The sequence below is a fragment of the Halomonas campaniensis genome, assembly GCF_014193375.1.
GTDB classification, from domain to species: Bacteria; Pseudomonadota; Gammaproteobacteria; order Pseudomonadales; family Halomonadaceae; genus Halomonas; species Halomonas campaniensis.
Map to the genome: position 1 here is coordinate 1 of NZ_JACHZF010000036.1, position 24,651 is coordinate 24,651.

Below are 24,651 nucleotides of genomic sequence, written 5' to 3' on the forward strand. Positions count from 1 at the left end.
AGCGCCGATGGTAGTGTGGGGTTTCCCCATGTGAGAGTAGGTCATCGTCAGGCACCTTTTCAGAAACCCCGGCCATTGGTCGGGGTTTCGTCGTTGTAGGGGGGCTCTCCCCATGGAGAGTCCCGGGGTGCCGGCCCCCGGAGCGCCGGCCGGATAATCGTCAGGCACCTTTTCAGAAAAGCCCCGTGTGCGAAAGCGCACGGGGCTTTTTGCGTTTCGGCCTGCCGAGCCGCTTGAAGGAACGCCAGCCCGCGGGCTGGCGTTCTCGGGCGTGGGGCCGGGGCTCAGGCGCAGAGCAGTTCGAGGGTCTCGACCAGGCTGTCCATCTCGTCGTCGGTGCCGATGGTGATGCGCAGGAAGTTGCGGAGGGCATCGGTGTTGAAGTGGCGCACCAGGATACCCCGCTCGCGCAGCCCGACGAACAGCTGGGCCGCATCGAAGTCGGGGTGGGAGACCAGCACGAAGTTGGCCCGGGAGGGCAGTACCTCGAAGCCGAGTGACTCGAGCTGGCGGCGCGTGCGCTCCCGGGTGGTGATCACCTTCTCGCGGCAGGCCTCGAAGTGGTCGGTGTCCTCGAGGGTGGCAATGGCCACGGCACTGGCCAGGCTGTCCACGGGATAGGAGTTGAACGAGTTCTTGACCCGCGTGAGCCCCTCGATCAGCTCGCGGGAACCCACCGCATAGCCGAGGCGCAGCCCGGCGAGGCTGCGGGACTTCGAGAAGGTGCCGGTGACCAGCAGGTTGGGGAAGCGCTCGACGAGCGACACGGCACTCTCGCCGCCGAAGTCCACATAGGCCTCGTCCACCAGGACCACCGAGTCGGTGATGCGCTCGAGCAGCCCGGCGATCGCCTCGCGACCGTGGCCGTGGCCGGTCGGGGCGTTGGGGTTGGCGAAGATCACGCCGCCACAGTCGCTGTCGAAGGCGTCCAGGTCCACCTCCCAGCGGGCATTCAGCGGCAGGGCGCGGCGCTCGACCCCATACAGCCGGCAGTAGACGGGGTAGAAACTGTAGGTGATGTCCGGCATCTCCAGGGGCCTTTCCTGACGGAAGAAGGCCTGGAAGGCCAGGGCGAGCACTTCGTCGGAGCCGTTGCCGACGAAGACCTGGTCGGCATCCACGCCGAAGGTCCTGCCCAGCGACTCGCGCAGCGCCCGAGACTCCGGATCGGGGTAGAGGCGCAGGTGGTCGGTGGGAAACTCCCGCAGCACGGCACCGACCCCGGGGGCCGGCGGGTAGGGGTTCTCGTTGGTGTTCAGCTTGATCAGGCGCTCACGGGGCTGCTCGCCGGGAATGTAGGGCGTCAGTTCGCTGACGGCGGGACTCCAGAACTTGCTCATCGGCACTCGCTCGGGGGCTGGATGGAAACTCCTGCCATGGTGACGCGAGCGACCTGACCGCGCAAGCTGAAGCCGCGCACGCCGAAGCCGTGCTAGGCTGACGGCTTTTGCCTTGCCGAGTGCACGAGACCCCGACATGACTGCACAGATCCTCGCCACCCTGCTGCCGGTCTTCCTGATCGCCGGCTGCGGGACCCTCTATGGTCGCTTCCGGACGCCGGATATCCGCAGCATCAACACCCTGAACATGGAGCTGTTCGTGCCCATGCTGGTGTTCGCGGTGCTCGCGGATGGTCAGGCCCCGCTCGAGGAGTACCTCGGGCTGGCCCTCGGGGGGGCGGTGATCGTGCTCGGCTCCGGCCTGCTGCTCTGGCCGGTGGTGAAGTGGCTCAGGCTGGAGCCGAAGACCTTCCTGCCGCCGATGATGTTCAACAACTCCGGCAACATGGGCATTCCGCTGCTGCTGCTGGCCTTCGGCGAGGCGGCGCTGCCCGCGGCCATCGTGCTGTTCATCGTCGAGATGCTGCTGCACTTCTCGGTGGGGCTCTACATGCTCAGCCCCCACACCCCGCTGTGGCGGATCCTGCGCATGCCGATCGTGCTGGCCAGCCTGGCGGGCCTGGGCGTCAACCTGGCCGGCGTGCCGCTGCCGGCCTGGCTGCTCGAGGCGCTGCACATGCTGGGCGGGGTCTGCATCCCGCTGCTGCTCTTCGCGCTGGGCGTGAGGATGCTCGACATCGACTTCGGCGACTGGAAGACCGGGCTGCTGGGGGCGCTGCTCTGCCCGCTGTCGGGACTGGTCCTGGCGCTGCCCCTGATCTGGCTGCTGGACCTCACGGGCCTGCAGGCCGCCGCGCTCTGGGTGTTCGCCGCGCTGCCGCCGGCGGTGCTCAACTACCTGGTCGCCGAGCAGTACCGCCAGGAGCCCCACAAGGTGGCTTCCTTGGTGCTGATCGGCAACCTGGGGTCGCTGGTGGTGATGCCGGTGGTGCTGGCCCTGGTGTTCGCCCATGTCCACTCGGGCGTCTCCTGAGCCGTGGAACGCCCGGCCCGCGGGACTGTCCGCTGGTGACCTGAGAGGTTATGCTGTCCCTCAGGCCGCCGTGGATTACGGTGTCATGCCCACTGTTCAGGAGGACACACATGCAAATCAGGACCTTGCTTGCCGGCTCGGCCTTGCTCGCACTGCTGGCGGGCTGTGCGGCCGGCCCTACCGACCGGGCCGATGAGCCCACCGTCGATGCCAGCGTGGCGACTTACCAGGGTACCCTGCCGTGCCGCAACTGTGATGGCATCGACATCGATGTCGAACTGCGCGGTGAGGAGCAGGCGGCGCCCGAAGAGCGCACCTTCACCCTGCAGGCGTCCTATCGGGAGCACCCGCAGGATCCGCCGGACGAGAACTATGCCGGCAACTGGGAAGTGCTCAGCGGGACGGCCACCGACCCGGATGCGACCGTCTATGAGCTGACGCCGGACGGTGAAGGCCAGATCTACTACTTCCTGCGTATCGACGAGAGCACCCTGGAGCTGATCGACCCCCAGCGTCGTCGTTTCCAGAACAACGAGATGCTGCAGCTGCAGCGCCGCTGATCGGCGCAGCGGCGAGTCGGGGGCGGCCTTGGGCCGCCCCTCGTCGTTTGGGCGCCTGGTAGACTAGTCCCATCGATTTTCCGAGCCGAGAGCACCGCATGGCCAAAGCAAGGAGCGCCTTCGTCTGCACCGAGTGTGGCGCCGAGTACCGCAAGTGGCAGGGGCAGTGCACCAGCTGCCAGCAGTGGAACACCCTGAGCGAGGTGCGCCTCGCCTCGGCCCGGCCCGGCGCGGCGGCCGGAACCCCGGCCGGCCGGGGTGGCTATGCCGGCAGCCTCTCGCGGGAGGTGGTCGACCTGGCCCAGGTGGAGCTCTCCGAGGTGCCCAGGCTCTCCTCCACCTTTGCGGAGTTCGACCGGGTGCTGGGCGGCGGCCTGGTACCCGGTTCGGCGGTGCTGCTGGGCGGCCACCCCGGGGCGGGCAAGTCGACCCTGCTGCTGCAGACCGCCTGCAAGCTGGCCCAGGCCCGCCGGGTGCTCTATGTCACCGGCGAGGAGTCGCTCTCCCAGGTGGCGATGCGCGCCCACCGGCTGCAGCTGCCGGTGGCCGGCCTGAAGATGCTGGCCGAGACCAGCGTCGAGACGATCCTCGCCGTGGCGGAACGCGAGCGCCCGGAGATCCTGGTCATCGACTCCATCCAGACCATGCACCTGGAGGACATCGCCTCGGCCCCCGGCGGGGTGGCCCAGGTGCGGGAATCGGCCGCGGCGCTGACCCGCTTCGCCAAGCAGAGCAACACCGTGCTGCTGCTGGTGGGCCACGTCACCAAGGATGGCACCCTGGCCGGCCCCAAGGTGCTCGAGCACATGATCGATGCCTCCCTGCTGCTGGAAGGGGGCGCCGACTCGCGCTTCCGCACCCTGCGCGGCCAGAAGAACCGCTTCGGGGCGGTCAACGAGCTGGGCGTCTTCGCCATGCTCGAGCACGGTTTCAAGGAGGTGAAGAATCCCAGCGCCATCTTCCTTTCGCGTACCGAGGAGCAGGCGCCGGGGAGCCTGGTCATGGTGGTGTGGGAGGGCACCCGGCCGATCCTCGTCGAGGTGCAGGCGCTGCTCGATGACTCGCCGCTGGGTAACCCGCGGCGGGTCGCCGTGGGCCTGGACGCCAACCGCCTGGCCATGCTGCTGGCCGTGCTGCATCGCCACGGCGGGCTCTTCACCGGCGACCAGGACGTCTTCCTCAACGTGGTGGGCGGGGTCAAGGTGCTGGAGACCAGCGCCGACCTGGCCGTGCTGCTGGCGGTGGTCTCCAGCCTGCAGAGCCGGCCGCTCCCCCGCGAGCTGGTGGTGTTCGGCGAGGTGGGGCTCTCCGGCGAGATCCGCCCGGTGCCCAGCGGCCAGGAGCGCATCGTCGAGGCGGCCAAGCACGGCTTCACCCGCGCCATCGTGCCCCGGGGCAACGCCCCCAAGACCTCGCCGCCGGGCATGGAGGTGGTCGCCGTGGACAAGCTGGCCGATGCCCTCGAGGCGCTGTGATCCTGGCCGAAGCCTCCCCATGCATGTTGTAGAATGTCGCTAACGAACGCCAAGGAGAACACGATGAGCGCCATCCGCCTGACCCAGTACAGCCACGGTGCCGGCTGCGGCTGCAAGATCGCCCCCGACGTGCTGGACAGTATCCTGGCCAAGGCCGGCCCGGGCGCCTCCCATTCCCGGCTGATCGTCGGCAACCAGGGGCGCGAGGATGCCGCCGTCTACGATCTCGGTGACGGCCGCGGAATGATCGCCACCACCGACTTCTTCATGCCCATCGTCGATGACCCCTTTGACTTCGGCCGGATCGCCGCCACCAACGCCATCAGCGACGTCTACGCCATGGGCGGCACGCCGGTACTGGCGCTGGGCATCCTTGGCTGGCCGCTGGACAAGCTGCCCGCGGAGGTGGCCGGTGACGTGCTGGCCGGCGCCCAGGCGGTATGCCGCGAGCTGGGCCTGGCGCTGGCCGGCGGCCACTCCATCGATGCCCCCGAGCCGATCTTCGGGCTGGCGGTGAATGGCCTGGTCGACCTCGAGCACCTCAAGCTCAACAAGGGGGCCCAGGTCGGCGACCTGCTGTTCCTCACCAAGCCGCTGGGGGTGGGCATGCTCACCACCGCCGAGAAGCAGGGGCGGCTCGAGGCCGGCCACCAGGGCCTGGCCCGGGAGACCATGCTCAAGTCCAACCGCATCGGCGTGGAGCTGGCCAGGGTGAAGGGCGTCAATGCCATGACCGACGTCACCGGCTTCGGCCTGGCCGGCCACCTGGCCGAAATCTGTGCGGCCAGCGGGGTGGCGGCGCGGGTGGATTTCCGCCGGCTGCCGCGGCTCGCCGAGGCGGAGGCCTACCGGCGCCAGGGGGCGGTACCCGGGGGCACCCTGCGCAACCGCCAGGCGCTGGGTGAGAGCCTGCCCGAGATGGACGATCCCCACTGGCAATGGCTGTGCGATCCCCAGACCTCCGGCGGCCTGCTGCTCTCGGTGCATCCCTCCTGGGAGGATGACGTGGAGCGTATCGGCCGCGCCCACGGCATCGAACTCAAGCCCTTCGGCGAGGTGGTGAGGGCCAGCGGCCCCGGGCTGATCGAGGTGCGCGGATGAGCGACCTGCCGCTGGTCGAGCCCGACCTCGCCCTGCTGCGTGAGGGGCGCGTGCTGATCGACGTGCGCGCCCCGGTGGAGTTCGCCCAGGGCGCGCTGCCCGGTGCCGTGAACCTGCCGCTGATGGACGACGAGGAGCGCCGCCTGGTCGGCATCGAGTACAAGCAGCGCGGCCAGCAGGCCGCCATCGCCCTGGGCCAGCGGCTGGTCAGCGGTGGCATCAAACGTGCCCGTATCGAGGCCTGGATGGCACAGCTCGAATGCCATCCCGACGCCATCGTCTACTGCTTCCGCGGGGGACTGCGCTCGCAGATCGCCCAGCAGTGGATCAGCGAGTCGGGCATCGTCCGCCCGCGCATCCGCGGCGGCTGGAAGGCGATGCGCCAGGCGCTCTGCGCGCGGATCGACGCCGCCGCCGAGCAGCCGCTGCTGGTGGTGGGCGGCCTCACTGGCTGTGCCAAGACCTCGCTGATCCTGGCCCTGGATAACGGCCTGGACCTGGAGGGCTGCGCCCGCCACAAGGGCTCGGCCTTCGGGCGTCACCCGCTGCCGGCCCCGAGCCAGATCGACTTCGAGCATGCCGTGGGGCGGCGCCTGCTGGACCTGCCCGGCCCGCTGGTGGTGGAGGACGAGTCGCGCCATATCGGCGCCGCCAATGTGCCCCTGGCGTTCTGGCGGGCGATGGAGCAGGCGCCGCGGCTGCGGGTGGAGATGCCGCTGGACTGGCGGCTGGCGCAGATCCACAAGGACTACATCGACGACCTCTGGGAGGTCTTCCGGCAGCAGTGCGGGGAGTGGCTGGGCTGGGCGCTGATGCGCCGGCAGCTTGCCGCCTCCCTGGCCCGGCTCAGGAAGCGGCTCGGTCGCGCCCGGCTCGATCGCCTGCAGCGCCTCCAGGCGCTGGCCTTCCGCGAGCACGAGCGCGGCAATCGCCAGGCCCACGAGGCGTGGCTGGCGCCGCTGCTTACCGAATACTACGACCCCATGTATCGCTACCAGCTGGAGAAGCACCCCGAGCAGCGCTTCCTCCACGTGGGCGACTGGGAGAGCTGCCTGGCGGTGGCCCGGCAGTGGTCCGAGGAGAAGTGGGCAATTCCGGAGTACGTGGACAATGAATCAGTTGCGGAGACTGGTGACGCTCGGGGCTGACCCGGCAACAAGCTTACGAGGAGGCGCTGTGAATACGTCCCTGTACGCTACCTCCGCCTTCCCTGGTCTCCGGACCTCCTCTTCGGCTTGTTCCCGGCGCCCTCGCTGACCACAGGGTCAGTTAGCTGCCTGGCGTAGCCACTGGCTGAGCACCCGGTCGAGCAGCGGCGCCAGATGCACGAAGCGCTGCGGGTCGGCCAGCATGGCCTCGGGGGACTGGGCGTGAGGGCTGCGGTCGCTGCCCTCGGGCAGGGCGCCCTGAGCGAGCAGCGCCGCCACGCTCTCGGGCGTGGCCTCCAGGTGGCAGAGCAGGCCCACCACCCGGCCGGCGTCCCAGCTGAAGCCCTGAAGCGGGCTCGCGTCGCTGCCCCCCAGCGGCTGCGCGTCCCCGGGCAGGGCGAAGACCTCGCGGTGCCACATGAAGGCATCGAACTGCTCGGGCAGGTCCAGCGGGCTCTCCGGCGCCAGGGTGACGCGGTGCCAGCCGGTCTCGGCGAAGGTCCCGTGGCCGACCACGGCGCCCAGCGATTCGGCGACCAGCCGGGCGCCGAAGCCGATGCCGAGCAGCGGCTTGCGGCTGTCCAGGGCGCGCTCGACCAGCTTGCGCTCGCGCGGGAGCCAGGGGCAGGCGTCAGGGGCCGGGGGGCCGACGGGGCCGTCGAGCAGTACCAGGGCATCGCAGTCGCCGAGCCGCGGGGGCGTCTCGCCCGCGTCCAGATGGAAGACCGTGTGGCTGTGCCCCATGCTGGAGAGCCAGTCGGCCAGGCGCGCCGGCCCCTGATGGGGGCTGTGCTGGAGCAGGTGAAGGTGCATGGGAACCTCGCCATCTTGGGGTTGCAGCCGACAGGGGGCGCAAGGGTACATGAAGCCGGTGCTGCGTGAACAGATACTGACGATCCTGGCGGCCATTCCCCCCGGGCGGGTGACCACCTACGGACGGATCGCCGCGATGACCGAGGGCGCCACGCCCCGGCTGGTGGCCCGCGCCCTGCGCGAGCTGCCAGAGGGCCACGGCCTGCCCTGGTTCCGGGTGATCACCGCCTCGCGTCGGCTGGCCGACCATCCCGGCGCCACCGAGCAGCGCGAGCGCCTGGCCGCCGAGGGGGTCGTGCTGGATGCCCGCGGCCGCGCGCCGGCGGAGCGGCTATGGCCGTGAGACAGGTTTATTCAAAGGAGAGTCCATGAGCGGTTTCCATCAGCGCCTTCAGGCACTCGAGCCGCGCGCGCAGCAGGCCTTCATGGCGGCGCTGTGCGAGCGGCTGCTGCCCAACTATGCCCTCTATGCCCAGACCGCCGGCCACGGCAGCCCGGCGGGGCTGCGTGCCATCCTCGACCTGGTGTGGGAGCGCCTCTCGGTCAGGGAGGCGAGGATCGACTTCGCGCTGCAGGCGGAGAAGCTGGCGGAGCTGGCGCCGCCCGAGGGGGACGACAGCTTCGGGGCGCGGCGCGCCACCGAGGCGGTGGCGGCGCTCTCGGCGCTGCTCGACACCCTGCAGGGCGAGGCGCCGGAAGCGGTGCTGGAGGTGAGTCGCGCGTCCCGGGGGGGCCTCAGGGCCTTCATCGAGCTGACCGAGGGCGAGGAGGACGGCGAGCGCCTGGCCGCCCTGGTGCGCGAGCATCCGCTGATGGCGGACGAGAATGATTTCCAGGATGCGGTGCTGGAGGCCGTCGAGGAGCCCCTGGGCCGCGACGAGCTCAAGGCGCTGCGCCGGCTGGGGCGCAACGAGGGCGTCAGCAACCTGGGGCTCTCCGCCGAGTAGCGGGGCTCAGAAACGCCAGCCGGCGGTGACCATCAGGCCGGCGGCGCCGAACACGATCAGGTCGCCCTCCAGGCGCTTCCAGCTGGCGCCCACCGTGGGCAGGATGGCCGGGGCGACCTCGTGGCGGTTGAAGGGGATCTTGTCGCGGTATTCGCCGCGGTAGCCGTGCAGGGCGCCGGCGGTGAGCTTGGCGCGCACGCGGGTGTCACCGGACTCCCAGATCGGCAGCTCCCGGCCCACGTAGAGGTAGTGGGAGTCCTGGTCGAAGGAGTTCTTGAAGCGGGCGAACCCGGTGAACCACAGCTCGGGGTTGTGCAGCTCGACGGCCATCAGCTGCTGGTTGTTGGTGTGCTCCGGGTCGGGGCTGAAGTGGTCGGTGTAGAGGCTGGTCTGCACCAGCACATGGCTCAGCTCCATGGCCGGTGGCCAGTCCAGCCGCTCCCGCCAGCCGCCGGCCGTCTCCGCCGGGGCGGGCGAGGCGGCCAGCAGGCTCATGAGGCCCGGCAGCAGGGCGGTCAGTCCGGGGCGCCGTGACATCCTCTCGTCTCCGCCGGCGCTCAGAGCCGCATCTCGACGCCGCGCTCGGCCATGTAGCGCTTGGCCTCGGGGATGGTGTACTCGCCGAAGTGGAAGATGCTGGCGGCCAGCACCGCATCGGCGCCGCCCTCGAGCACGCCCTCCACCAGGTGGTCGAGGTTGCCCACGCCGCCGGAGGCGATCACCGGGACGCTGACGGCGTCGGCGATGGCGCGGGTCACGCCCAGGTCGAAGCCGACCTTGGTGCCGTCGCGGTCCATGCTGGTCAGCAGCAGTTCGCCGGCACCGTACTCCACCATCTTCCTCGCCCACTCCACGGCGTCCAGGCCGGTGGGGCGGCGCCCGCCGTGGGTGAAGATCTCCCAGCGCGGTGCCTCGCCCTCGGCGGAGACCCGCTTGGCGTCGATGGCCACCACGATGCACTGGCTGCCGAAGCGCTCGGCGGCCTCGCGCACGAACTCGGGGTTGGTCACCGCGGCGGTGTTGATCGAGACCTTGTCGGCACCGGCATTGAGCATGGTGCGGATATCATCGCAGGTGCGGATGCCGCCGCCCACGGTGAGCGGGATGAACACCTCCCCGGCGATGCGCTCGACCATCTCCACCGTGGTATCGCGGTCCTCGTGGCTGGCCGTGATGTCGAGGAAGGTGATCTCGTCGGCGCCTTGCTGGTTGTAGCGCTGGGCGATCTCCACCGGGTCGCCGGCGTCGCGGATGCCGATGAAGTTGACGCCCTTGACCACGCGGCCGGCGTCCACGTCGAGGCAAGGAATGATGCGTTTGGCGAGTCCCATGGTCAGCTCCCGGCTCGGTCGAGCCCTGCAGTCAGTTCATCGCACAGCCGCTGGCCCTCGGCCACGTCCAGGCTGCCCTCGTAGATGGCGCGTCCGGTGATGGCGCCCAGGATCCCCGGCTCGCCGGCGGCCACCAGGGCACGCAGGTCGTCGAGGTTGGTGACACCGCCGGAGGCGATCACCGGCAGGCCGCCGTCCCGGGCCAGGGTCGCGGTGGCCTCGACGTTGACCCCGTTCATCATGCCGTCGCGGGCGATGTCGGTGTAGACGATGCTGGAGACGCCGTCGTCGGCGAAGCGCTTCGCCAGGTCCACGGCCTTGACCGAGGAGACCTCGGCCCAGCCGTCGGTGGCCACGAAGCCGTCGCGGGCATCCAGGCCGACGATCACGTGGCCCGGGAAGGCGCGACACATCTCGCCGACGAAGGCGGGCTCCTTGACCGCCTTGGTGCCGATGATCACGTAGGACACCCCGGCGGCCAGGTAGTGCTCGATGGTCTCGGCACTGCGGATGCCGCCGCCGATCTGGATGGGAAGGTCGGGCCAGCGGCGGGCGATGGCGGTGACGGCCTCGCCGTTGACCGGCTTGCCCTCGAAGGCGCCGTTGAGGTCGACCAGATGCAGGCGGCGTGCGCCGGCCTTGACCCAGCGCTCGGCCATGGCCACCGGGTCGTCGCCGTAGGTGGTGGCCTCGTCCATCCGGCCCTGCTTGAGGCGGACGCACTTGCCGTCCTTGAGATCGATGGCGGGGATTACCAGCATGTCAGTGTCCTGTTGATCCGTGTTCTGGACGGCGGGGGTCGGAACGCCCAGTGGGCCGGGCGCGGTTCGGGGCGCCCGGTTGACCAGGCGCAGCTCAGGGCGCCCAGTTGACAAAGTTCTCCAGCAGCCTGAGCCCGGCCCGGGAGCTCTTCTCCGGATGGAACTGCACGGCGAAGGTGGCGTCGCGGCCGATGGCCACGTGGGCATTGATGCGGCCGTAGTCGGTGGTGCCGAAGACGGTGGCGTCGTCACTGGCCTCGACGTAGTAGCTGTGGACGAAGTAGAAGTGCTCGTCCTGGTCGATGCCGGCCCACAGCGGGTGGTCGCGGTGCTGGTGCACCAGGTTCCAGCCCATGTGCGGGACCTTGAGGCGCCGGCCGTGGTCGTCCTGCATGTCGGGCGGGAAGCGCTTCACCTCGCCGCCGAGGAAGCCCAGGCAGTCGATGCCGCCGTTCTCCTCGCTGTGGTCGAGCAGCATCTGCTGCCCCACGCAGATGCCCAGCAGCGGCTTGGACTGGCGAGCCAGCAGTTCCTCGACGATGCCGCGCAGCTCGGTCTTCTCGAGCTCGCCCATGCAGTCGCGGATGGCGCCCTGGCCGGGCAGCACCACCCGCGTGGCGCCACGGATGCAGCGGGGGTCGCGGGTCACGATCACGTGTTCGTGGGTGACGTGCTCCAGTGCCTTGGCGACGGAATGCAGGTTGCCCATCCCGTAGTCGATGACGGCAATGGTCATGGGGCGCTCCTCGTGTGGTCGTTGCGCGGCCTCACAGGCAGCCCTTGGTGGAGGGCATCTGGCCGGCCATGCGGGGGTCTTGTTCCACGGCCATGCGCAGGGCGCGGCCGAAGGCCTTGAAGATGGTCTCCGCCTGGTGGTGGGCGTTGAAGCCCTTCAGGTTGTCGATATGCAGGGTGACCATGGCGTGGTTGACGAAGCCCTGGAAGAACTCCCAGAAGAGCTGGGTATCCAGGCGGCCGATAGTGGCGCGGGTGAACTCCACGTCCATGAACAGGCCGGGACGGCCGGAGAAGTCGATGACCACGCGGGAGAGCGCCTCGTCCAGCGGCACATAGGCGTGGCCGTAGCGGCGGATGCCGCGCTTGTCGCCGATCGCCCTGGCGAAGGCCTGGCCCAGGGTGATGCCCAGGTCCTCGACCGTATGGTGATCGTCGATGTGCAGGTCGCCCACCGCCCGGATCTCGAGGTCGACCAGGCCGTGGCGGGCCACCTGGTCGAGCATGTGGTCGAGGAAGGGCACGCCGGTCTCGCAGGCCAGCGTCCCGCTGCCGTCGAGGTTGACGGTGACGGTGATCTGGGTCTCCTGGGTGTCGCGGCTGACCGTGGCGATACGCTCGGACATGGTGCATCTCCAGCGCCTTGGCGCATGTCGAAGGGAGGCCGATGGCGGACACCGGCCTGAGGCATCTGGGCGGCGACGGATCCCTGCCCGTCGCCCGGAACCTGCCATTATAGAGAATCGCCGACCCCATCCGCTACAATGCACCCCATCGCGCGGCGGCGACCCACGCCGCCCCGGCCCAGGGAGATCCTTCTATGCCGGTGACACTCCACCATGTCGATCGCGCCGCCTGGGAAGCGGATGCCCAGGCGCAGGTCGACCTCGCCCGCATCTACGCCGACGCCCCCCAGGAGCGTCTGCCCTCAGCGGTCGACGCCTTCATCGACGACCACCTGGCCGCCGGCCACGCCTTCCTCTGTGCCCGCTTCAACGATCGCCTGCTGGGCGCCGTGGCGGTGCGCGACGACGGTGTCGCCTGGTGGCTGTCGCACTTCTGCGTGCGCAAGCCCACCCGGCGCCGCGGCGTGGGTTCGCGCCTGCTGCTGCTGGTCGGCCAGGCCGCCGGGGCCAAGGGGCGCCCGCTGCGCGCGGAAGCCTCCCAGCTGCAGATGGCGGACCAGGTGCTGCTGTCGCGGCTCGGCTTCCGGGTGACCCGTGACGGCGACCACTATGAGCTCGTGCGGATCGGCCAGGGAGACCCCTCATGAAGCGCCTGCTGCGAACCCTGCTGGCCGCCGTCGGTATCCTCGCCCTGGTGGCGGTGGCGGCGGTGGTCTACGTCACTACCTTCTTCGATCCCGAGGACCTCAAGCCGCGGCTGATCGAGGTGGTGCGCGAGCAGAGCGGCCTGGAGCTGGCCCTGGAGGGGCCGCTGACCTGGTCCTTCTACCCGCGGCTGGGCGTCAGCGTCGAGAAGGCCGAGGCCTGGCTGCCGGAGCAGGAGGTCGGGGAGGAGGCCTCCTTCGTTGCCTTCCGCCGGGCCGAGGTCAGCCTCGCCTTCGGCCCGCTGCTGCGTGGCGAGATCGCCATCGACGGGCTGACCCTCGATGGCATGCACCTGAACCTGGAGCGCGACGAGACGGGGCGCGGCAACTGGGAGTCCCTGATGGAGCGTCTCGCCGAGCGCAGCGAGGCCGCCGAGGAGGTCCTGGCCCCGGCGAGTGCCACCGCGGGGCCGGTTCCCGGCGGCGAGGGGGGGCTGGCGGTGGCACTCAACATCGCCAGCGTCCAGGTCCGCGATGGCGAGGTGACCTACCGCGATCTAGGGGCCGGCCAGGAACTGCGCCTCGAGGAGGTCGGCATCACCGGCAGCAACGTCAACCCGCGCCGCGCCTTCCCGCTGCGCGCGAACTTCCGGCTGGTCAGCCATGACGACCTGGCCTGGGAAGCGGAGGAGGGTGCTCCCCGACTCTCGAGCGATATCACCCTGGAGAGCCGTGTCACCCTCGGGCTGGCCGAGCGGCGCTATGTCTTCGAGACCCTGGCGCTGAACACCCGCAGCCGACTGGCGGGGCTCGAGGGCGAGCAGACCCTGGGGCTGCAGAGCCGCCAGCTGACGGTCGACGTCACCCAGGGGCGCCTGAACCTGGAGGAGGGCCGGCTCGAGGGCAGCTTCGCCCATCCCGCCCTCGGCGATTCGGCCCTGCCGCTGACGCTGGTGTTCGCCCTGGAGGCCGATCGGGGCGCCCAGACGGCCCAGCTGCGGGACCTGGAGCTGACCGGCGAGCACGGGTTGCGGCTGAGCGGCAACCTCAACCTGGAGGGGCTCCTGGAGGCACCGGCCTACGGCGGTCAGCTGAGGCTGGCGCCGATGTCGCTGCGCCCCTGGCTCGAGCGCTTCGATGCGCTGCCGGCCATGGCCGACGCCGAGGCGCTTTCCGACGTGGCCCTGACCAGTCCGCTGCAGGGCGACCTGGAGCGCCTCGCCCTGACCGGCCTGACCCTGGTGCTGGACGACAGCACCTTCACCGGCCGCCTGGCGGCGGGCCTCGATGGCCAGCTGCTCGACTTCGACCTGCAGGGCGATCGCCTGGACCTGGACGCCTACCTGCCGCCTGCCGAACCGGACGGTGACACGGCATCGGCCGGCGGCGTGCCGGGCATCGCCCGTGCCCATGCCGCCGAACCGGGCGCCCTGTTACCGATCGACTGGCTGGCGGCCCTCGACCTCGAGGGGCAGCTCGCCCTGGGGCGCCTGACCCTGGCGGGGCTCGACTTCCGCGACGTGGTGCTGGCGCTGTCGGGCCGTGATGGTCGCCAGCAGCTGGTCGACTTCGCGTCGGGTTTCTACGAGGGCAGCCTCTCGGCCAGCGGGGCGCTCGACCTGACCCGCGACCCCATCCACTGGCAGCTGGCGCCGCGGATCGACCGGGTGCGCACCGATGCCCTGCTCGAGGCGCTGGGCGAGGAGCCGTCACCGCTGCGCGGCCGCCTCAGCGCCGAGGGGGAGCTCACCTCCCGCGGCAACACCTGGCCGGCGCTCAAGCGCCTGCTGGACGGGCGGATCGCCTCCCGCATCGAGGACGGCGCCATCCTCGACGTCAACGTCTCCCGGGAGCTTTGCACTGCGGTGGCGACCCTGGAGGGGGAGACCTCCACCCGCGACTGGCATCCCGACACCCGCTTCGAGCGTGCCGAGGCCAGCTTCCAGCTTCGCGACGGCACCGCCAGCAGCGATGACCTGCTGATCACCCTCCCCGGTATCGAGATGGGCGGGGAGGGCTGGCTCGACCTGACCAGCGAGCGCTTCGAGCTGCGTGCCGCGGCCCGCTTCGTGGATACCGCCGATGCGGCCTGCCGGGTCAACCCCCGCCTGGAGCGGGTGCCCTTCCCGGTGCGCTGCGAGGGTAGCCTGGGCGGCGACAGCGGCGAGTGGTGCCGCTTCGACCGCTCGGCCTTCCAGCAGACGGTGGCGGACCTGCTGCGCGAGGAGGCGGGCCGCCGCGCCGGCGAGGAGGTCGAGCGTCGCCTGGAAGGTGCGCTGGAGCGCCTCGACGAGCGCGTGGGCGAGGATGCCGGCAGGGAACTTCGCGACGCCCTGCGTGGTCTCTTCAACTGAGCAAAGTCAGTCCCTGCGCCGGCCACCGTGCCGGCGCTTTTTTTCGCCGGTTCCCGGCCCTGCCATGGAGGCCGCATGACAGAGATGCCTGATCCCGTTCTCGCTCCCGAGACCTTCCAGCGGCGCCTGCTGGACTGGTTCGACGTGCACGGCCGTCATGACCTGCCCTGGCAGCGGCAGCGCACGCCCTACCGGGTGTGGGTCTCGGAGATCATGCTCCAGCAGACCCAGGTGGCCACGGTGATCCCCTACTTCGAGCGCTTCATGGCGCGCTTCCCGACGGTTCGCGAGCTGGCGGCCGCGCATCAGGACGAGGTGCTGCACCTGTGGACGGGGCTCGGCTACTACGCCCGGGGTCGCAACCTGCACAAGGCGGCTGGCGTGATCCTCGACGCGCACGGCGGTGAGTTCCCCATGGACATCGAGGCGCTGGCGGCGCTGCCCGGCATCGGCCGCTCCACCGCGGGGGCCATCATCGCCCAGAGCAGCGGGCGCCGCGCGGTGATCCTCGACGGCAACGTCAAGCGCAGCCTGGCCCGCCTGCATGCGGTGGAGGGCTGGCCCGGCCGCCCGGCGGTGGAGCGTCGCCTGTGGGCGCTGGCCGAGCACTACACGCCCGATGAGCGCCTGGTCGACTATACCCAGGCGATGATGGACCTGGGGGCCACGCTCTGCCGGCGAGGCACCCCGGCGTGCGGGCGCTGTCCCTTCGCGGACGTCTGCGTGGCCCGCGCCCGCGGCGAGGAGCGTCGCTTCCCCGAGTCGAAGCCGAGCAAGGCACTGCCCACTCGGGCCACCCGCATGCTGCTGCTGCGCGATGTCAGGGGGAGGGTGCTGCTCGAGCAGCGGCCGGCCAGTGGCCTCTGGGGCGGGCTCTGGAGCCTGCCGCAGTTCGACGACGAGGCGGCGCTTCAGGCCTGGCTCGATACCCAGGCCCCGGGCAGCCGGCTGGAGGCCCCGCGGACGCCCTTCACCCACGTCTTCAGCCATTTCCGCCTGGAGATCACCCCTCAGCCGGCGCGGATCGGCGCCCTGGATTCGGTGGGCGAGGCCCGGCGCTGGTACGATCCCCAGGATCCCGACAGCATCGGCCTGGCGGCGCCGGTCAAGGCTCTGCTGGACTCGCTGTCGCCCTTTTCGCTCACTGCACCGGCGGGCCCCTGACCCCCGGTCCCCACGAGGAGAGTCCCATGAGCCAGACCGTCTTCTGTCGCAAGTACCAGCAGGAGCTCGAGGCCCTGCCGTTCCCGCCCCTGCCCGGCAAGAAGGGGCAGGAGATCCAGGCCAGCGTGTCGAGGCAGGCCTGGGAGGAGTGGCAGGCACTGCAGACCCGCCTGATCAACGAGAAGCACCTCAACATGCTCGAGCCGTCGGCCCGGGAGTACCTGATGGAGCAGATGGAGCGCTTCCTCGACAACCGCGAGACCGACCAGGCGGAGGGCTACGTGCCGCGGGAGAGCTGAGCCCTGCCCCGGTCCGGCGGCGGCCATCGTTTTGAAACGGAAGGGGTTGACGCGGAAAGTCGGTTGGGGTTTAATACGCACCGTTGGCAGCGGCCAGATAGCTCAGTTGGTAGAGCAGGGGATTGAAAATCCCCGTGTCGGCGGTTCGATTCCGTCTCTGGCCACCACACTGCTGGGGTATCGCCAAGTGGTAAGGCACCGGTTTTTGGTATCGGCATTCCCAGGTTCGAATCCTGGTACCCCAGCCATCGCCAACCTCGATTCCGAAAGACCGTGAACGTGGGTTCACGGTCTTTCTCGCTCAGAGGATGCCCATCCTCCACGCGAGTCCATCGCGTCGCATTGCCGGCATAGCTCAGTTGGTAGAGCAACTGACTTGTAATCAGTAGGTCGCGGGTTCGACTCCTGCTGCCGGCACCACGTAAATTTCTCGAAATCAGCGTCTTGCGAGCGAGAAGTGGAAGCCCCGCGCGGGGTGGTGTGGATCGAGCCGTCTTCGTGTAATAGCTACAGATCATCAGCCTCACACTTGATTCCATCTGGAACCGAGGTGAGGTTATGCGTGTTGTTTCCGTTGTTTCGACCAAGGGCGGCGTCGGCAAGACCACCGTCACTGCCAATCTGGGTGGCCTGTTGGCCGATGCGGGCCTCAAAGTCCTGTTCATCGACCTGGACAGCCAGCCCACGCTCTCCAGCTACTATCCCCTCCGCACCGAAGCCACCGGCGGCACCTACGAGCTGATCGCGCTCAGCGATACCGCTCCTGCCCATGTCATATCGCATACCGCCCATCCCAACCTGGATGTGGTGATCTCCAACGATCACGCCGGCCAGCTCCCTCAGCTGCTGCTCAACGCGCCGGATGGCCGCTTCCGTCTCGCCCAGCTGCTCTCCAGGCTGTCGGGCTATGACCTGATCCTGATTGATACCCAGGGCGCACGCTCCATCACCCTGGAGATGGCCGTCCTGGCCTCCGATCATGCCCTCTCACCCATCACCCCCGAGCTGCTCTCCGCCCGCGAGTTCGTGCGAGGCACCGTCGGCCTGCTGCGCGATCTCGAAGCGCTTAGCCAGTTCACCCACCTCTCCGTTCCCCCCGTTTCCGTCCTGGTTAACCGTCTGGATGAGACCGCCGATGCGCGGGGCATCCACCAGACGCTGGCGGAGATGTTCGCCGCCGGCGAGCAGGGCGTCAGCGTGATGCAAAGCACCATCCGTGCCGGTGTGGCCTTCCGACAGGCCGCCAGCGCGGGCCTTCCCGTGCATCAGTTCGAACCGCGACGACCCGCCGGTCGCAAGTCGCCCGCCGCCGCCGACCAGGTCAAGGCGATGGCCTGTGAGCTCAACCCCGAGTGGCAGCCGTTGATCGACGCCATGGTCTGCACCACCGCCATGCAGGGGGGCTGCCACGATGAGTGCCATTGAGAACCTGGCCGAACTTCGGGTGGCCGAGGAGCGTCCGGAGGCCGGCTACCTGCCGCCGCATAGTCTGGAGGCGGAGCAGTCGGTGCTGGGCGGTCTGCTGCTGGATAACGCCATGTGGGATGAGGTTGCCGACCGCCTGGCACCGGCGATGTTCTACCAGCAGGCCCATCGCCTGGTGTTTCAGGCGATTCAAGGGCTGGCGGAGCGCGACCAGCCAATGGATGTCGTGACGGTGTCCGAGGCGCTGGAAGAAGCGCGTCAGCTTGAACAGGTGGGAGGTCTCGCCTTCCTGGCGGAGCTGGCACGCAATACGCCCAGTGCGGCCAATGTCGAGGCCTATGCTGAGATCGTGCGGGACCGCCATGCCCTGCGGCAGCTGATCCATACCTGCTTCACCCTGAACCAGCAGGCCCTGATGGCTCAGGGCCGTTCGGCCACCGAGCTGATCGAGGAGGCCGAGCAGAAGCTCTTTGCCCTGACGGAAGAGAGGAATGAGCAGCTGAGCTCCATGAAGGAGATGCTCGGTGAGGCCATCAACGTCATCGACCGGGCCTTCAATGCACAGGGTGGGGTGACGGGCATCCCGAGCGGCCTAAGCGAGCTGGACGCCATGACTGCGGGCTGGCAGCCAGGGGATCTGATCATCCTGGCCGGCCGCCCCTCCATGGGCAAGACCGCCATGGGGCTCGGTTTCGCGGAGCATGCCCTGACGGCAGAGGACGTTGCCGGCCCGGTCTTTATTTTCTCCCTGGAGATGCCGGAAGCGCAGCTGATGCTCCGGCTGATCGCCAGCCTGGGCAATGTCTCCCTGCAGAAGCTGCGCACCGGGAAGATGGAAGACGAGGATTGGCCGAAGGTGACCGCCGCGGTCAATCGGCTCACCCAGCTGGAAGGGAAGCTGCTGATCGATGATGTCTCCGGCATCACCGCCTCCAGCCTGAAGGCACGCGCACGCCGCATGACGCGCCGCTTCGGTCGCCCCTCCATGATCCTGGTGGACTACCTGCAGCTGCTTCAGGAGCCGGGCAGCGAGAACCGCACCCTCGAGGTGGGCAAGGTCAGCCGGATTCTCAAGGAGACCGCCAAGGAGCTGCGTGCCCCGGTCATTGCCCTGTCGCAGCTCAATCGCTCCCTGGAGACCCGCCCCAACAAGCGCCCCTGCATGGCCGATCTGCGTGACAGCGGTGCCCTGGAGCAGGACGCCGACGTGATCGCCTTCATCTACCGCGATGAGGTCTACCACCCCGACAACGAAGACAGCCACGGCCTGGCTGAGCTGATCCTCGGCAAGCAGCGCAACGGGCCCACCGGCACCGTGCACCTGGCGTTCCAGGGGGAGTCGGCGCGCTTCAAGCCGTTGGCGTGGCAGCGCCAGGAGGTGACCCCATGAGCCAGCACCGCGTACGCACACCGGAGCCCCGTTCCCGGCTCTCCCAAGCCCTGGCCGAGGTGATGCACGAGACTCGCCAGCGGCAGCTCGAGGCTGAACAGCAGGGCCTTGCCGCTCTGGAGCACCTGGTCCGTGTGGCCCAGGGGCATAGCGGTCAGTCCCACCATCTTCGTCGCCTCCTGCTCGGGCTCTACAACGGCTACCGCTGGCCTTTCGAGATGCAGCGGCTGCGAGGGCTCGATGCAGACCTTCAGGCAGACGCCCTCGCGGTTATTCGGATGGCCACCTACAGCGGCCATGAGATCCACACCTTCATCGAAGGCGGTGACACCTTGCTGAAACGCTTCTGGGAGATCGAGGAGGCCGCAGATGAGTAAGTCGCTTTCCGTAGCGCGGGGGTGCAAGGGGATGCAGCGCCTGATTCGCTATGCCGCGACCCAGGGCTGGGAAGTGCAGCGTACCAGCGGTGGTCACCTGCGATTCAGCAAGCCAGGCTGTGCGCCGGTCTTCACCTCCTTCACCACCAAGGACCGCCGCGCCGAGCTCAATGCGCGCTCCCAGTTGCGCCGTGCGGAGTGGGAGAGGCGGTACCGCCATGAAGAGTGATTCCACTGTCATCACCTCCGTCGTGTCTATCGTAGAGGGAGCCCTCCTATGAAGCGTCCTACCGATCAACAGCTGCGGGACCGACTGACGCAGCCGGGACCCAGGCGCCAGGGGCAGCCGGTCGACGCCGTCACGCCGCCAGACCAGGAGATGGCGGTCTGGGTGACCCTGGACATGCTCAAGCCCTATGAGCACAACCCACGGCAGGTCCAGAACTCCAAGTATGAGGATATCAAGGCCTCGATCCGTGCCGCGGGTCTCAAGCACAAGCCCCCGGTGACCCAGCGGCCGGGCGAGAAGCACTACACCATCTGCGACGGCGGCAATACCCGCCTGCAGATCCTACGCGAGCTCTTTGAGGAGACCGGTGAGTCGCGTTTCCATGCCTTCTATGCCCTATACCGACCCTGGCAGTCGGAAGTGAAGATGCTGACGGGTCACCTTAGCGAGAACGACAACCGTGGCCAGCTGCTTTGGATCGAGCGCGCCAAGGGGGTGATGGATGCCAAGGCGATGTACGAGGAGGAGAGCGGTGAATCGCTATCGCAGCGCGAGTTGGTCAAGCGCCTGTCGGAGGACGGCTACCAGGTGGCCCAGAGCCATATCAGCAAGATGCTCTATACCGTCGAGCATCTGCTGCCCACGCTGCCCAACACCCTCTACAGCGGCCTGGGGAGGCCGCAGGTCGAGAAGCTTATCAGCTACCGGGAAGCCTGCCGGCTGATCTGGGAGCGCTGCACCCAGGAGGTCGAGCCCCAGGGCTTTGCCGAAGCCTGGCACCAGACCATGGCCTGGTTCGATGACGAGGGTCAGACCGAGATGAACTGGGGCATCGTGGTGGATCGGCTGTGCGGCATGCTGGCCGACAACACGGGCGTGCACTTCAACGTCTGCGAGCTGACCCTCGATAATATCGTCACCTATCGCAAGCGGCGTTGGGACCTGGAAGAGCATCAGGCCTTCGAGGCCCTGGACGTTGAGCTGCAGCAGATGCGCGATCCCGATGCCCAGCCGCCCTCGCTCTATCCACCGCTGCCTGATAGCTCTTCTGAGACGGCAGCAGGTAGTGCCCCGAAGGAAAAAGCGCCCACGCCTGACCCTGAACTGCAAACCGAGCAGCTGCCATCGCCGCGCACCCTTAGCGGAAGAAACGTGAACCCCGACGAGGGGCGGACGGAGAGCGCTGAGTTGCTCCGGCTCCGCCAGCAGGTCGCCGCGCTGGAGCGTGAAAAGGAGCAGCTGAGCGAGTCGCAGTCTCCCGTGGTGTCTGGGCTCGGAGAACCGACGTCGGTACCTGGCCCTGCGCCCATGGCCGCGCTCTCTGAGGAGGAAATCGACTGGCCCGAGGGCGCCGCTCGGACGGAGGCCGAACAGGCCGCCCGCCTCGAAGGGCTGACCCAGTCAAGCTGGGAAGAGAGCCCGGGAAAGCGCGGCTATCGCCACCACCTGGCCAGTGAGCTCGGCGTGCCCAGCTTCGACTTCGAGCAGCTGGCTCCACTGGCGGCACCGGTGCTCTCCGGCGAGATCACCCCGCCCATTGCCGACGTCTGGTTCATCGAAGGGGTAGAGGATGAGCCCCGCTCGCTGCGCATCCGCATACGTGAGCTGGTCCAGGTCATTGCCCGCTGGGGCGGCTTCGGCGGCAGCGATGTGGTCATCGCCGATGACGACGGCATCGGCTTCGACCTCAACCCGCTGCCGGACGCCGCCGACCGCCGAGCGCTTTTCGCCTGGCAAGCGCTGGCCAGCCTGCGCGGCGAGCTCAATCCCGAGTACCCCTCTGACGCCACCCTGTGGGGAGCACTGTTCGGCACTCACTATGAAGAGGGGAAAGAGAGCGCCTGGGACGATGCGGTGCTGCTTCGCTTCTTCCGTCTGGTGCGGCTGATCCGCCGCCTTCGTGAACACCTGCAGGTACAACAGGAGGCCCAGTCATGAGCTCTTCATCCGCCAACCTGAATCAGGCGCTGCTCAGCCAGGTCATGGGATTTCTTCGGGAGGGCAACATGCGCCGAGCGCTTGCCCTCGGCTTCAGCGAGGAGGAGCTGCGCACCCTGCGCCGCCTGAGAGCGAGTGACATCGACTCGCTGGCCTGCGCGGGACCTGTGGTGGCGCGCTTTTCAGTGGATCATGCCGCGCTACGTGGGGTTCTGGCGCGCATCGATCGCGACCAGGATCGTGAAACCCTGATCGACCGCTGTCTGAGACTGGGGGCCAGCGTCAGCATGATGGGGGCCTTCTTCGGCCTGACCGGTAACGACTGCTCGACGCGGCGTCAGCTGCTGGGTATTGCGCCGCGGCAGGGGCGTTTGGCGATGCCATCGGAGCAGGCCGAGCACGATGCTTGGGAGCGCTGGCAGCATATTGCGCTGGACCCCAGGTCGACCGATGACCTACAGGGCATGGTCACCCTCGCCGATGAGACCGACATTCCGCTGGCGGTGGTGTGGCACCTCATCAAGCAGTGGGGTGATCCCGGCCAGCCGCGCACGGCACCTCCAACCGAAGAGTGGATGGCACCTGAAGGAGAGCGGTGATGGTGCAGCTGCACGATGCCACTCGACAAGGGCTGGATCGCCTGATCGGCCAAGCGGCTTCCGAGATGACCCAGCGCCGGGGAGAGCCCCCGGCGTCTGCCGTTCCGGACGGCGAGACGGACCGTTCAGGGGAGGCTGCTTCAGGCCTCGATGGGCTGCTGTTTTTCGGGAATCCCCATGAGACCGTGCCGCGAGCGCTGCTGCTCGATCCGCGTCTTGGGCACGTCGACAAGCTCGGCTGGCAGATGATGCGGATGCTGGTGAATCCGGACCGAACCACCGCGGTGCCGACCTACGACGAGCTGCAGCCCTTGCTGCGGGGAGCTCCGGGGCAGAAGGCCTCGCGCGCCACGGTCGCCCGCGTCATCGCCGTTCTCCGGCTGACCCGCTGGGTGAGCCTCGGGCATCGGGCGCGTAACGCGCAGAATGGCCGCATCATCGGCAACGTCTACATCCTGCACGATGAGCCGCTCTCTCCCGCCGAGGCCTCGGTGCTGGATGCCGATTACGTCGAGTATGTGTGCCGCTGTCTGAATCACCAGAACAAGGTGGTCAAGGCGGTGGCCGCCATCGTCTTCGAGGAGCTCCAGGAGGCCGGGGCGCTCCATGAGCTACCGACGCGTCTCGATACCCTGGCGTCTCGCTCCAGCAAGGTTCGGCCTCCCTCGCCGGCTAAGCGTCAGGCCACTCAGTTCTCCACCACGACTCAGCAGACGAACCAGGGGGAAGCGCCGAGTTCTCAGCGAGAACCCGGCAGGGTGAGCCACAAGAACTCCCCCGGTTTTCAGCGAGAACCAAGCATGGAATCAAGAGCTTATGAGGCTATCGATGCAGTTCTCCATGAAAACTCGGGCAGTTCTCCACGTACAGTACGTACTTCACACTGTGTAAAACCTACAGGTACGTCAGCCGTGAACCTGCACTGGCCGGCGTGTCTCTCGCTGGATGATAGCGAGCGTCAGGCGACTCAGCTGCTGATGTCGGGGCTATCAGGCGACACCCAGCAAGCCATTCTCGATGAGGCGGCGGGCCGCGTGAGCAGCGGTTCGGTGAGAAACCCCAAGGGCTTCCTGCGGGGGCTGATCAAGCGCGCTATCGGCGGCGAGTTCGTCGCGACCGGCTACGCCCAGACCCAGGCCGAACGCCGGGCGGGCAGTGTGAGCCAGAGCGCTCCACCCGCTAAGCAGCGGCCTGCACCACGTGCTGCGACTCAGTCACCTACGCAGACCTCAGTACCCACGGCATCGAGCACTCCGTCCAGCACCACGTCGCCCGAGGAGGCCCAGGCGGCCCGAGAACAGTGCCTGCGCAAGCTGGGGCTATGGCCGGCTGGCGGGAAAAACTCACTCAGCAGCCATTAACGATTCCGCTGTCTCCCACTTACCAACTGATTGACAGTGCCTGCCATACCGTGGACACACATCAGCATGAGGACGACGCGACATGGCCGTTGATCGCCTGGGAGCACTGCGCAGCAAGATCGAGCTGACGCTCCATACCCACCACGCCGCACGGATCTGGAAGGGCCGTGGGGTCGAGACGGGGCGCCCACAGATAATCGGCATGCGGCAGTTCCTGCTGATCTGCGGTGCGATCAAGCAGAATGCAGCCAAGGATGACCCCTATGCGGACTACTGGCTCCTGCAGCTGGATGCCAAGCTTGCCGAGACTCGCGCTCAGCTGGACCAGCGCCTCCAGGAGCTGGATAGCCTGATGGCACAGCTGCCGCCAGAGCTGGATGTCGAGGAGAACCTCAACCAGCAGCCGCTCAAGATCCCCGTCTATACCGGCGGCCAGCATGGATGGCTCGCCCTGCGCCTGCTGATCGACTTCGACCGCTTCGTCAGGCGCGTCATGCTTGCCCACCACATTGCCCTGATCGGTCGGCGCCAGATGGAGGAGTACGTCCGGGTTGGCGGACACCTCCTGCGCAGCCTGTGTGCGAGTACCCAGAAGTACCCGGGCTTCAGCGGTGCCACCCGCGACGACTTCGCTGCCAACAACGCCAAGGCCCGAAATGCCATCGAGAAGTTCGGTGAGCTGCCCGACGATGTGCTCTCCGGGAAGCACCGCAGCGAGTTTGCGCCGCCGATTACCAGGCCGGCGGAGGCCAAGGCGGCCAGTGGCGCAGGCGCGGTGGAAAGTGACCCACCGCCCTCGGCGGAGGAGTAGTGGCCGGAGTGCCGGGAGCGTGATTCCACTGCCATCAAGTTTACTTAGGTCTTGGGCGTGGCCAGAGGGTCGGCAGGGTGATTCCACTGGAATCACCTAGCCCGGATGTTGCACCGGGTCAGTCAGAAGTCCCCAGATGCCATGCTCGGTGGGGATAAAAGGGCTCTGGGGGTGGAGATTGGCTGCTTTT

Annotated in this window: 26 protein-coding genes and 3 tRNA genes; 22 read left to right on the forward strand and 7 right to left on the reverse strand. The window is 68.3% G+C overall.

Going from position 1 to position 24,651, the window contains the following annotated elements:
- Positions 1-284 precede the first annotated feature (284 nt).
- Entirely contained in the window at positions 285-1,340 is a 1,056-nt protein-coding gene (hisC, locus tag BDK63_RS17045; RefSeq protein WP_183334174.1) for a histidinol-phosphate transaminase, read from the reverse strand.
- 136 nt (positions 1,341-1,476) lie between these two features.
- Here hisC and BDK63_RS17050 point away from each other — a divergent pair, with 136 nt between their 5' ends.
- The 5 genes from BDK63_RS17050 (at position 1,477) to mnmH (ending at position 6,657) form a co-directional block, all read left to right on the forward strand.
- Positions 1,477-2,373, forward strand: a complete 897-nt coding sequence (locus BDK63_RS17050; RefSeq protein WP_183334176.1) for an AEC family transporter — start codon at positions 1,477-1,479, stop codon at positions 2,371-2,373.
- 110 nt (positions 2,374-2,483) lie between these two features.
- Positions 2,484-2,933, forward strand: a complete 450-nt coding sequence (locus BDK63_RS17055) for a copper resistance protein NlpE N-terminal domain-containing protein (RefSeq protein WP_183334179.1) — start codon at positions 2,484-2,486, stop codon at positions 2,931-2,933.
- A gap of 98 nt (positions 2,934-3,031) precedes the next feature.
- Complete coding sequence (gene radA / locus BDK63_RS17060) at positions 3,032-4,408, forward strand: DNA repair protein RadA (RefSeq protein ID WP_183334181.1); 1,377 nt, start codon at positions 3,032-3,034, stop codon at positions 4,406-4,408.
- A gap of 63 nt (positions 4,409-4,471) precedes the next feature.
- Positions 4,472-5,509 (forward strand): selenide, water dikinase SelD, encoded by a 1,038-nt coding sequence (selD, locus tag BDK63_RS17065; RefSeq protein WP_183334183.1) that lies wholly within the window; start codon positions 4,472-4,474, stop codon positions 5,507-5,509.
- A complete protein-coding gene (mnmH, locus tag BDK63_RS17070; protein ID WP_183334185.1) occupies positions 5,506-6,657 on the forward strand; it encodes a tRNA 2-selenouridine(34) synthase MnmH in 1,152 nt (383 codons plus the stop codon). The genes selD and mnmH overlap by 4 nt, the downstream gene beginning before the upstream one ends.
- 117 nt (positions 6,658-6,774) lie before the next feature.
- Here mnmH and BDK63_RS17075 read toward each other — a convergent pair whose 3' ends face one another.
- Positions 6,775-7,470, reverse strand: a complete 696-nt coding sequence (locus BDK63_RS17075; RefSeq protein WP_183334187.1) for a type 1 glutamine amidotransferase — start codon at positions 7,468-7,470, stop codon at positions 6,775-6,777.
- A 49-nt stretch (positions 7,471-7,519) separates the two neighbouring features.
- Here BDK63_RS17075 and BDK63_RS17080 point away from each other — a divergent pair, with 49 nt between their 5' ends.
- Both BDK63_RS17080 and BDK63_RS17085 read left to right on the forward strand, forming a co-directional pair.
- A complete protein-coding gene (locus BDK63_RS17080; RefSeq protein WP_183334189.1) occupies positions 7,520-7,813 on the forward strand; it encodes an MGMT family protein in 294 nt (97 codons plus the stop codon).
- A gap of 25 nt (positions 7,814-7,838) precedes the next feature.
- Complete coding sequence (locus tag BDK63_RS17085; protein ID WP_183334191.1) at positions 7,839-8,417, forward strand: YjaG family protein; 579 nt, start codon at positions 7,839-7,841, stop codon at positions 8,415-8,417.
- A 6-nt stretch (positions 8,418-8,423) separates the two neighbouring features.
- On the opposite strand, the gene BDK63_RS17090 is transcribed toward BDK63_RS17085, so the two are convergent.
- The 5 genes from BDK63_RS17090 to hisB form a co-directional block, all read right to left on the reverse strand.
- Positions 8,424-8,954 (reverse strand): hypothetical protein, encoded by a 531-nt coding sequence (locus tag BDK63_RS17090; protein WP_183334193.1) that lies wholly within the window; start codon positions 8,952-8,954, stop codon positions 8,424-8,426.
- A 20-nt stretch (positions 8,955-8,974) separates the two neighbouring features.
- On the reverse strand, positions 8,975-9,748 hold the full coding sequence (hisF, locus tag BDK63_RS17095) for an imidazole glycerol phosphate synthase subunit HisF (protein WP_183334195.1): 774 nt from the start codon (positions 9,746-9,748) through the stop codon (positions 8,975-8,977).
- Positions 9,749-9,750: 2 nt separating this feature from the next.
- The gene (hisA, locus tag BDK63_RS17100) at positions 9,751-10,509 is read right to left on the reverse strand and encodes a 1-(5-phosphoribosyl)-5-[(5-phosphoribosylamino)methylideneamino]imidazole-4-carboxamide isomerase (RefSeq protein ID WP_183334197.1); all 759 of its coding nucleotides are present in this window, start codon (positions 10,507-10,509) and stop codon (positions 9,751-9,753) included.
- 94 nt (positions 10,510-10,603) lie between these two features.
- Positions 10,604-11,245, reverse strand: a complete 642-nt coding sequence (gene hisH, locus BDK63_RS17105) for an imidazole glycerol phosphate synthase subunit HisH (protein ID WP_183334199.1) — start codon at positions 11,243-11,245, stop codon at positions 10,604-10,606.
- Positions 11,246-11,276: 31 nt separating this feature from the next.
- On the reverse strand, positions 11,277-11,870 hold the full coding sequence (gene hisB, locus BDK63_RS17110) for an imidazoleglycerol-phosphate dehydratase HisB (protein ID WP_183334201.1): 594 nt from the start codon (positions 11,868-11,870) through the stop codon (positions 11,277-11,279).
- Between the two features lie 194 nt (positions 11,871-12,064).
- On the opposite strand from hisB, the gene BDK63_RS17115 reads away from it, so the two are divergent.
- From BDK63_RS17115 to BDK63_RS17185, 15 genes are all read left to right on the forward strand, one after another.
- Positions 12,065-12,517, forward strand: a complete 453-nt coding sequence (locus tag BDK63_RS17115; RefSeq protein WP_183334203.1) for an acetyl-CoA sensor PanZ family protein — start codon at positions 12,065-12,067, stop codon at positions 12,515-12,517.
- Positions 12,514-14,868 carry an AsmA family protein gene (locus BDK63_RS17120; protein WP_183334205.1) on the forward strand — a complete coding sequence of 785 codons (2,355 nt, stop codon included), beginning with the start codon at positions 12,514-12,516 and terminating at the stop codon, positions 14,866-14,868. Before BDK63_RS17115 ends, BDK63_RS17120 begins: the two co-directional genes overlap by 4 nt.
- Before the next feature lie 75 nt (positions 14,869-14,943).
- On the forward strand, positions 14,944-16,032 hold the full coding sequence (mutY, locus tag BDK63_RS17125) for an A/G-specific adenine glycosylase (RefSeq protein ID WP_183334208.1): 1,089 nt from the start codon (positions 14,944-14,946) through the stop codon (positions 16,030-16,032).
- Positions 16,033-16,058: 26 nt separating this feature from the next.
- Entirely contained in the window at positions 16,059-16,331 is a 273-nt protein-coding gene (locus BDK63_RS17130) for an oxidative damage protection protein (RefSeq protein ID WP_183334210.1), read from the forward strand.
- A 91-nt stretch (positions 16,332-16,422) separates the two neighbouring features.
- Positions 16,423-16,498, forward strand: a tRNA-Phe gene (locus BDK63_RS17135).
- Between the two features lie 6 nt (positions 16,499-16,504).
- Positions 16,505-16,579, forward strand: a tRNA-Gln gene (locus BDK63_RS17140).
- Positions 16,580-16,675: 96 nt separating this feature from the next.
- Positions 16,676-16,751, forward strand: a tRNA-Thr gene (locus BDK63_RS17145).
- Positions 16,752-16,889: 138 nt separating this feature from the next.
- Positions 16,890-17,756 (forward strand): ParA family protein, encoded by an 867-nt coding sequence (locus BDK63_RS17150; protein ID WP_183334212.1) that lies wholly within the window; start codon positions 16,890-16,892, stop codon positions 17,754-17,756.
- Positions 17,743-19,146, forward strand: coding sequence for a replicative DNA helicase (dnaB, locus tag BDK63_RS17155; RefSeq protein WP_095623390.1), 1,404 nt, complete (start codon positions 17,743-17,745; stop codon positions 19,144-19,146). Before BDK63_RS17150 ends, dnaB begins: the two co-directional genes overlap by 14 nt.
- Positions 19,143-19,523, forward strand: a complete 381-nt coding sequence (locus tag BDK63_RS17160) for a DUF7673 family protein (protein WP_095623389.1) — start codon at positions 19,143-19,145, stop codon at positions 19,521-19,523. The genes dnaB and BDK63_RS17160 overlap by 4 nt, the downstream gene beginning before the upstream one ends.
- Positions 19,516-19,752, forward strand: coding sequence for a hypothetical protein (locus tag BDK63_RS17165; protein WP_095623388.1), 237 nt, complete (start codon positions 19,516-19,518; stop codon positions 19,750-19,752). Before BDK63_RS17160 ends, BDK63_RS17165 begins: the two co-directional genes overlap by 8 nt.
- Before the next feature lie 48 nt (positions 19,753-19,800).
- The gene (locus tag BDK63_RS17170) at positions 19,801-21,690 is read left to right on the forward strand and encodes a ParB family protein (protein WP_183334214.1); all 1,890 of its coding nucleotides are present in this window, start codon (positions 19,801-19,803) and stop codon (positions 21,688-21,690) included.
- On the forward strand, positions 21,687-22,289 hold the full coding sequence (locus BDK63_RS17175; RefSeq protein WP_183334216.1) for a DUF2857 domain-containing protein: 603 nt from the start codon (positions 21,687-21,689) through the stop codon (positions 22,287-22,289). Before BDK63_RS17170 ends, BDK63_RS17175 begins: the two co-directional genes overlap by 4 nt.
- Complete coding sequence (locus tag BDK63_RS17180; protein WP_183334218.1) at positions 22,289-23,650, forward strand: STY4528 family pathogenicity island replication protein; 1,362 nt, start codon at positions 22,289-22,291, stop codon at positions 23,648-23,650. Before BDK63_RS17175 ends, BDK63_RS17180 begins: the two co-directional genes overlap by 1 nt.
- Positions 23,651-23,732: 82 nt before the next feature.
- Positions 23,733-24,461 carry a PFL_4669 family integrating conjugative element protein gene (locus tag BDK63_RS17185; protein ID WP_095623384.1) on the forward strand — a complete coding sequence of 243 codons (729 nt, stop codon included), beginning with the start codon at positions 23,733-23,735 and terminating at the stop codon, positions 24,459-24,461.
- Positions 24,462-24,651: the final 190 nt, after the last annotated feature.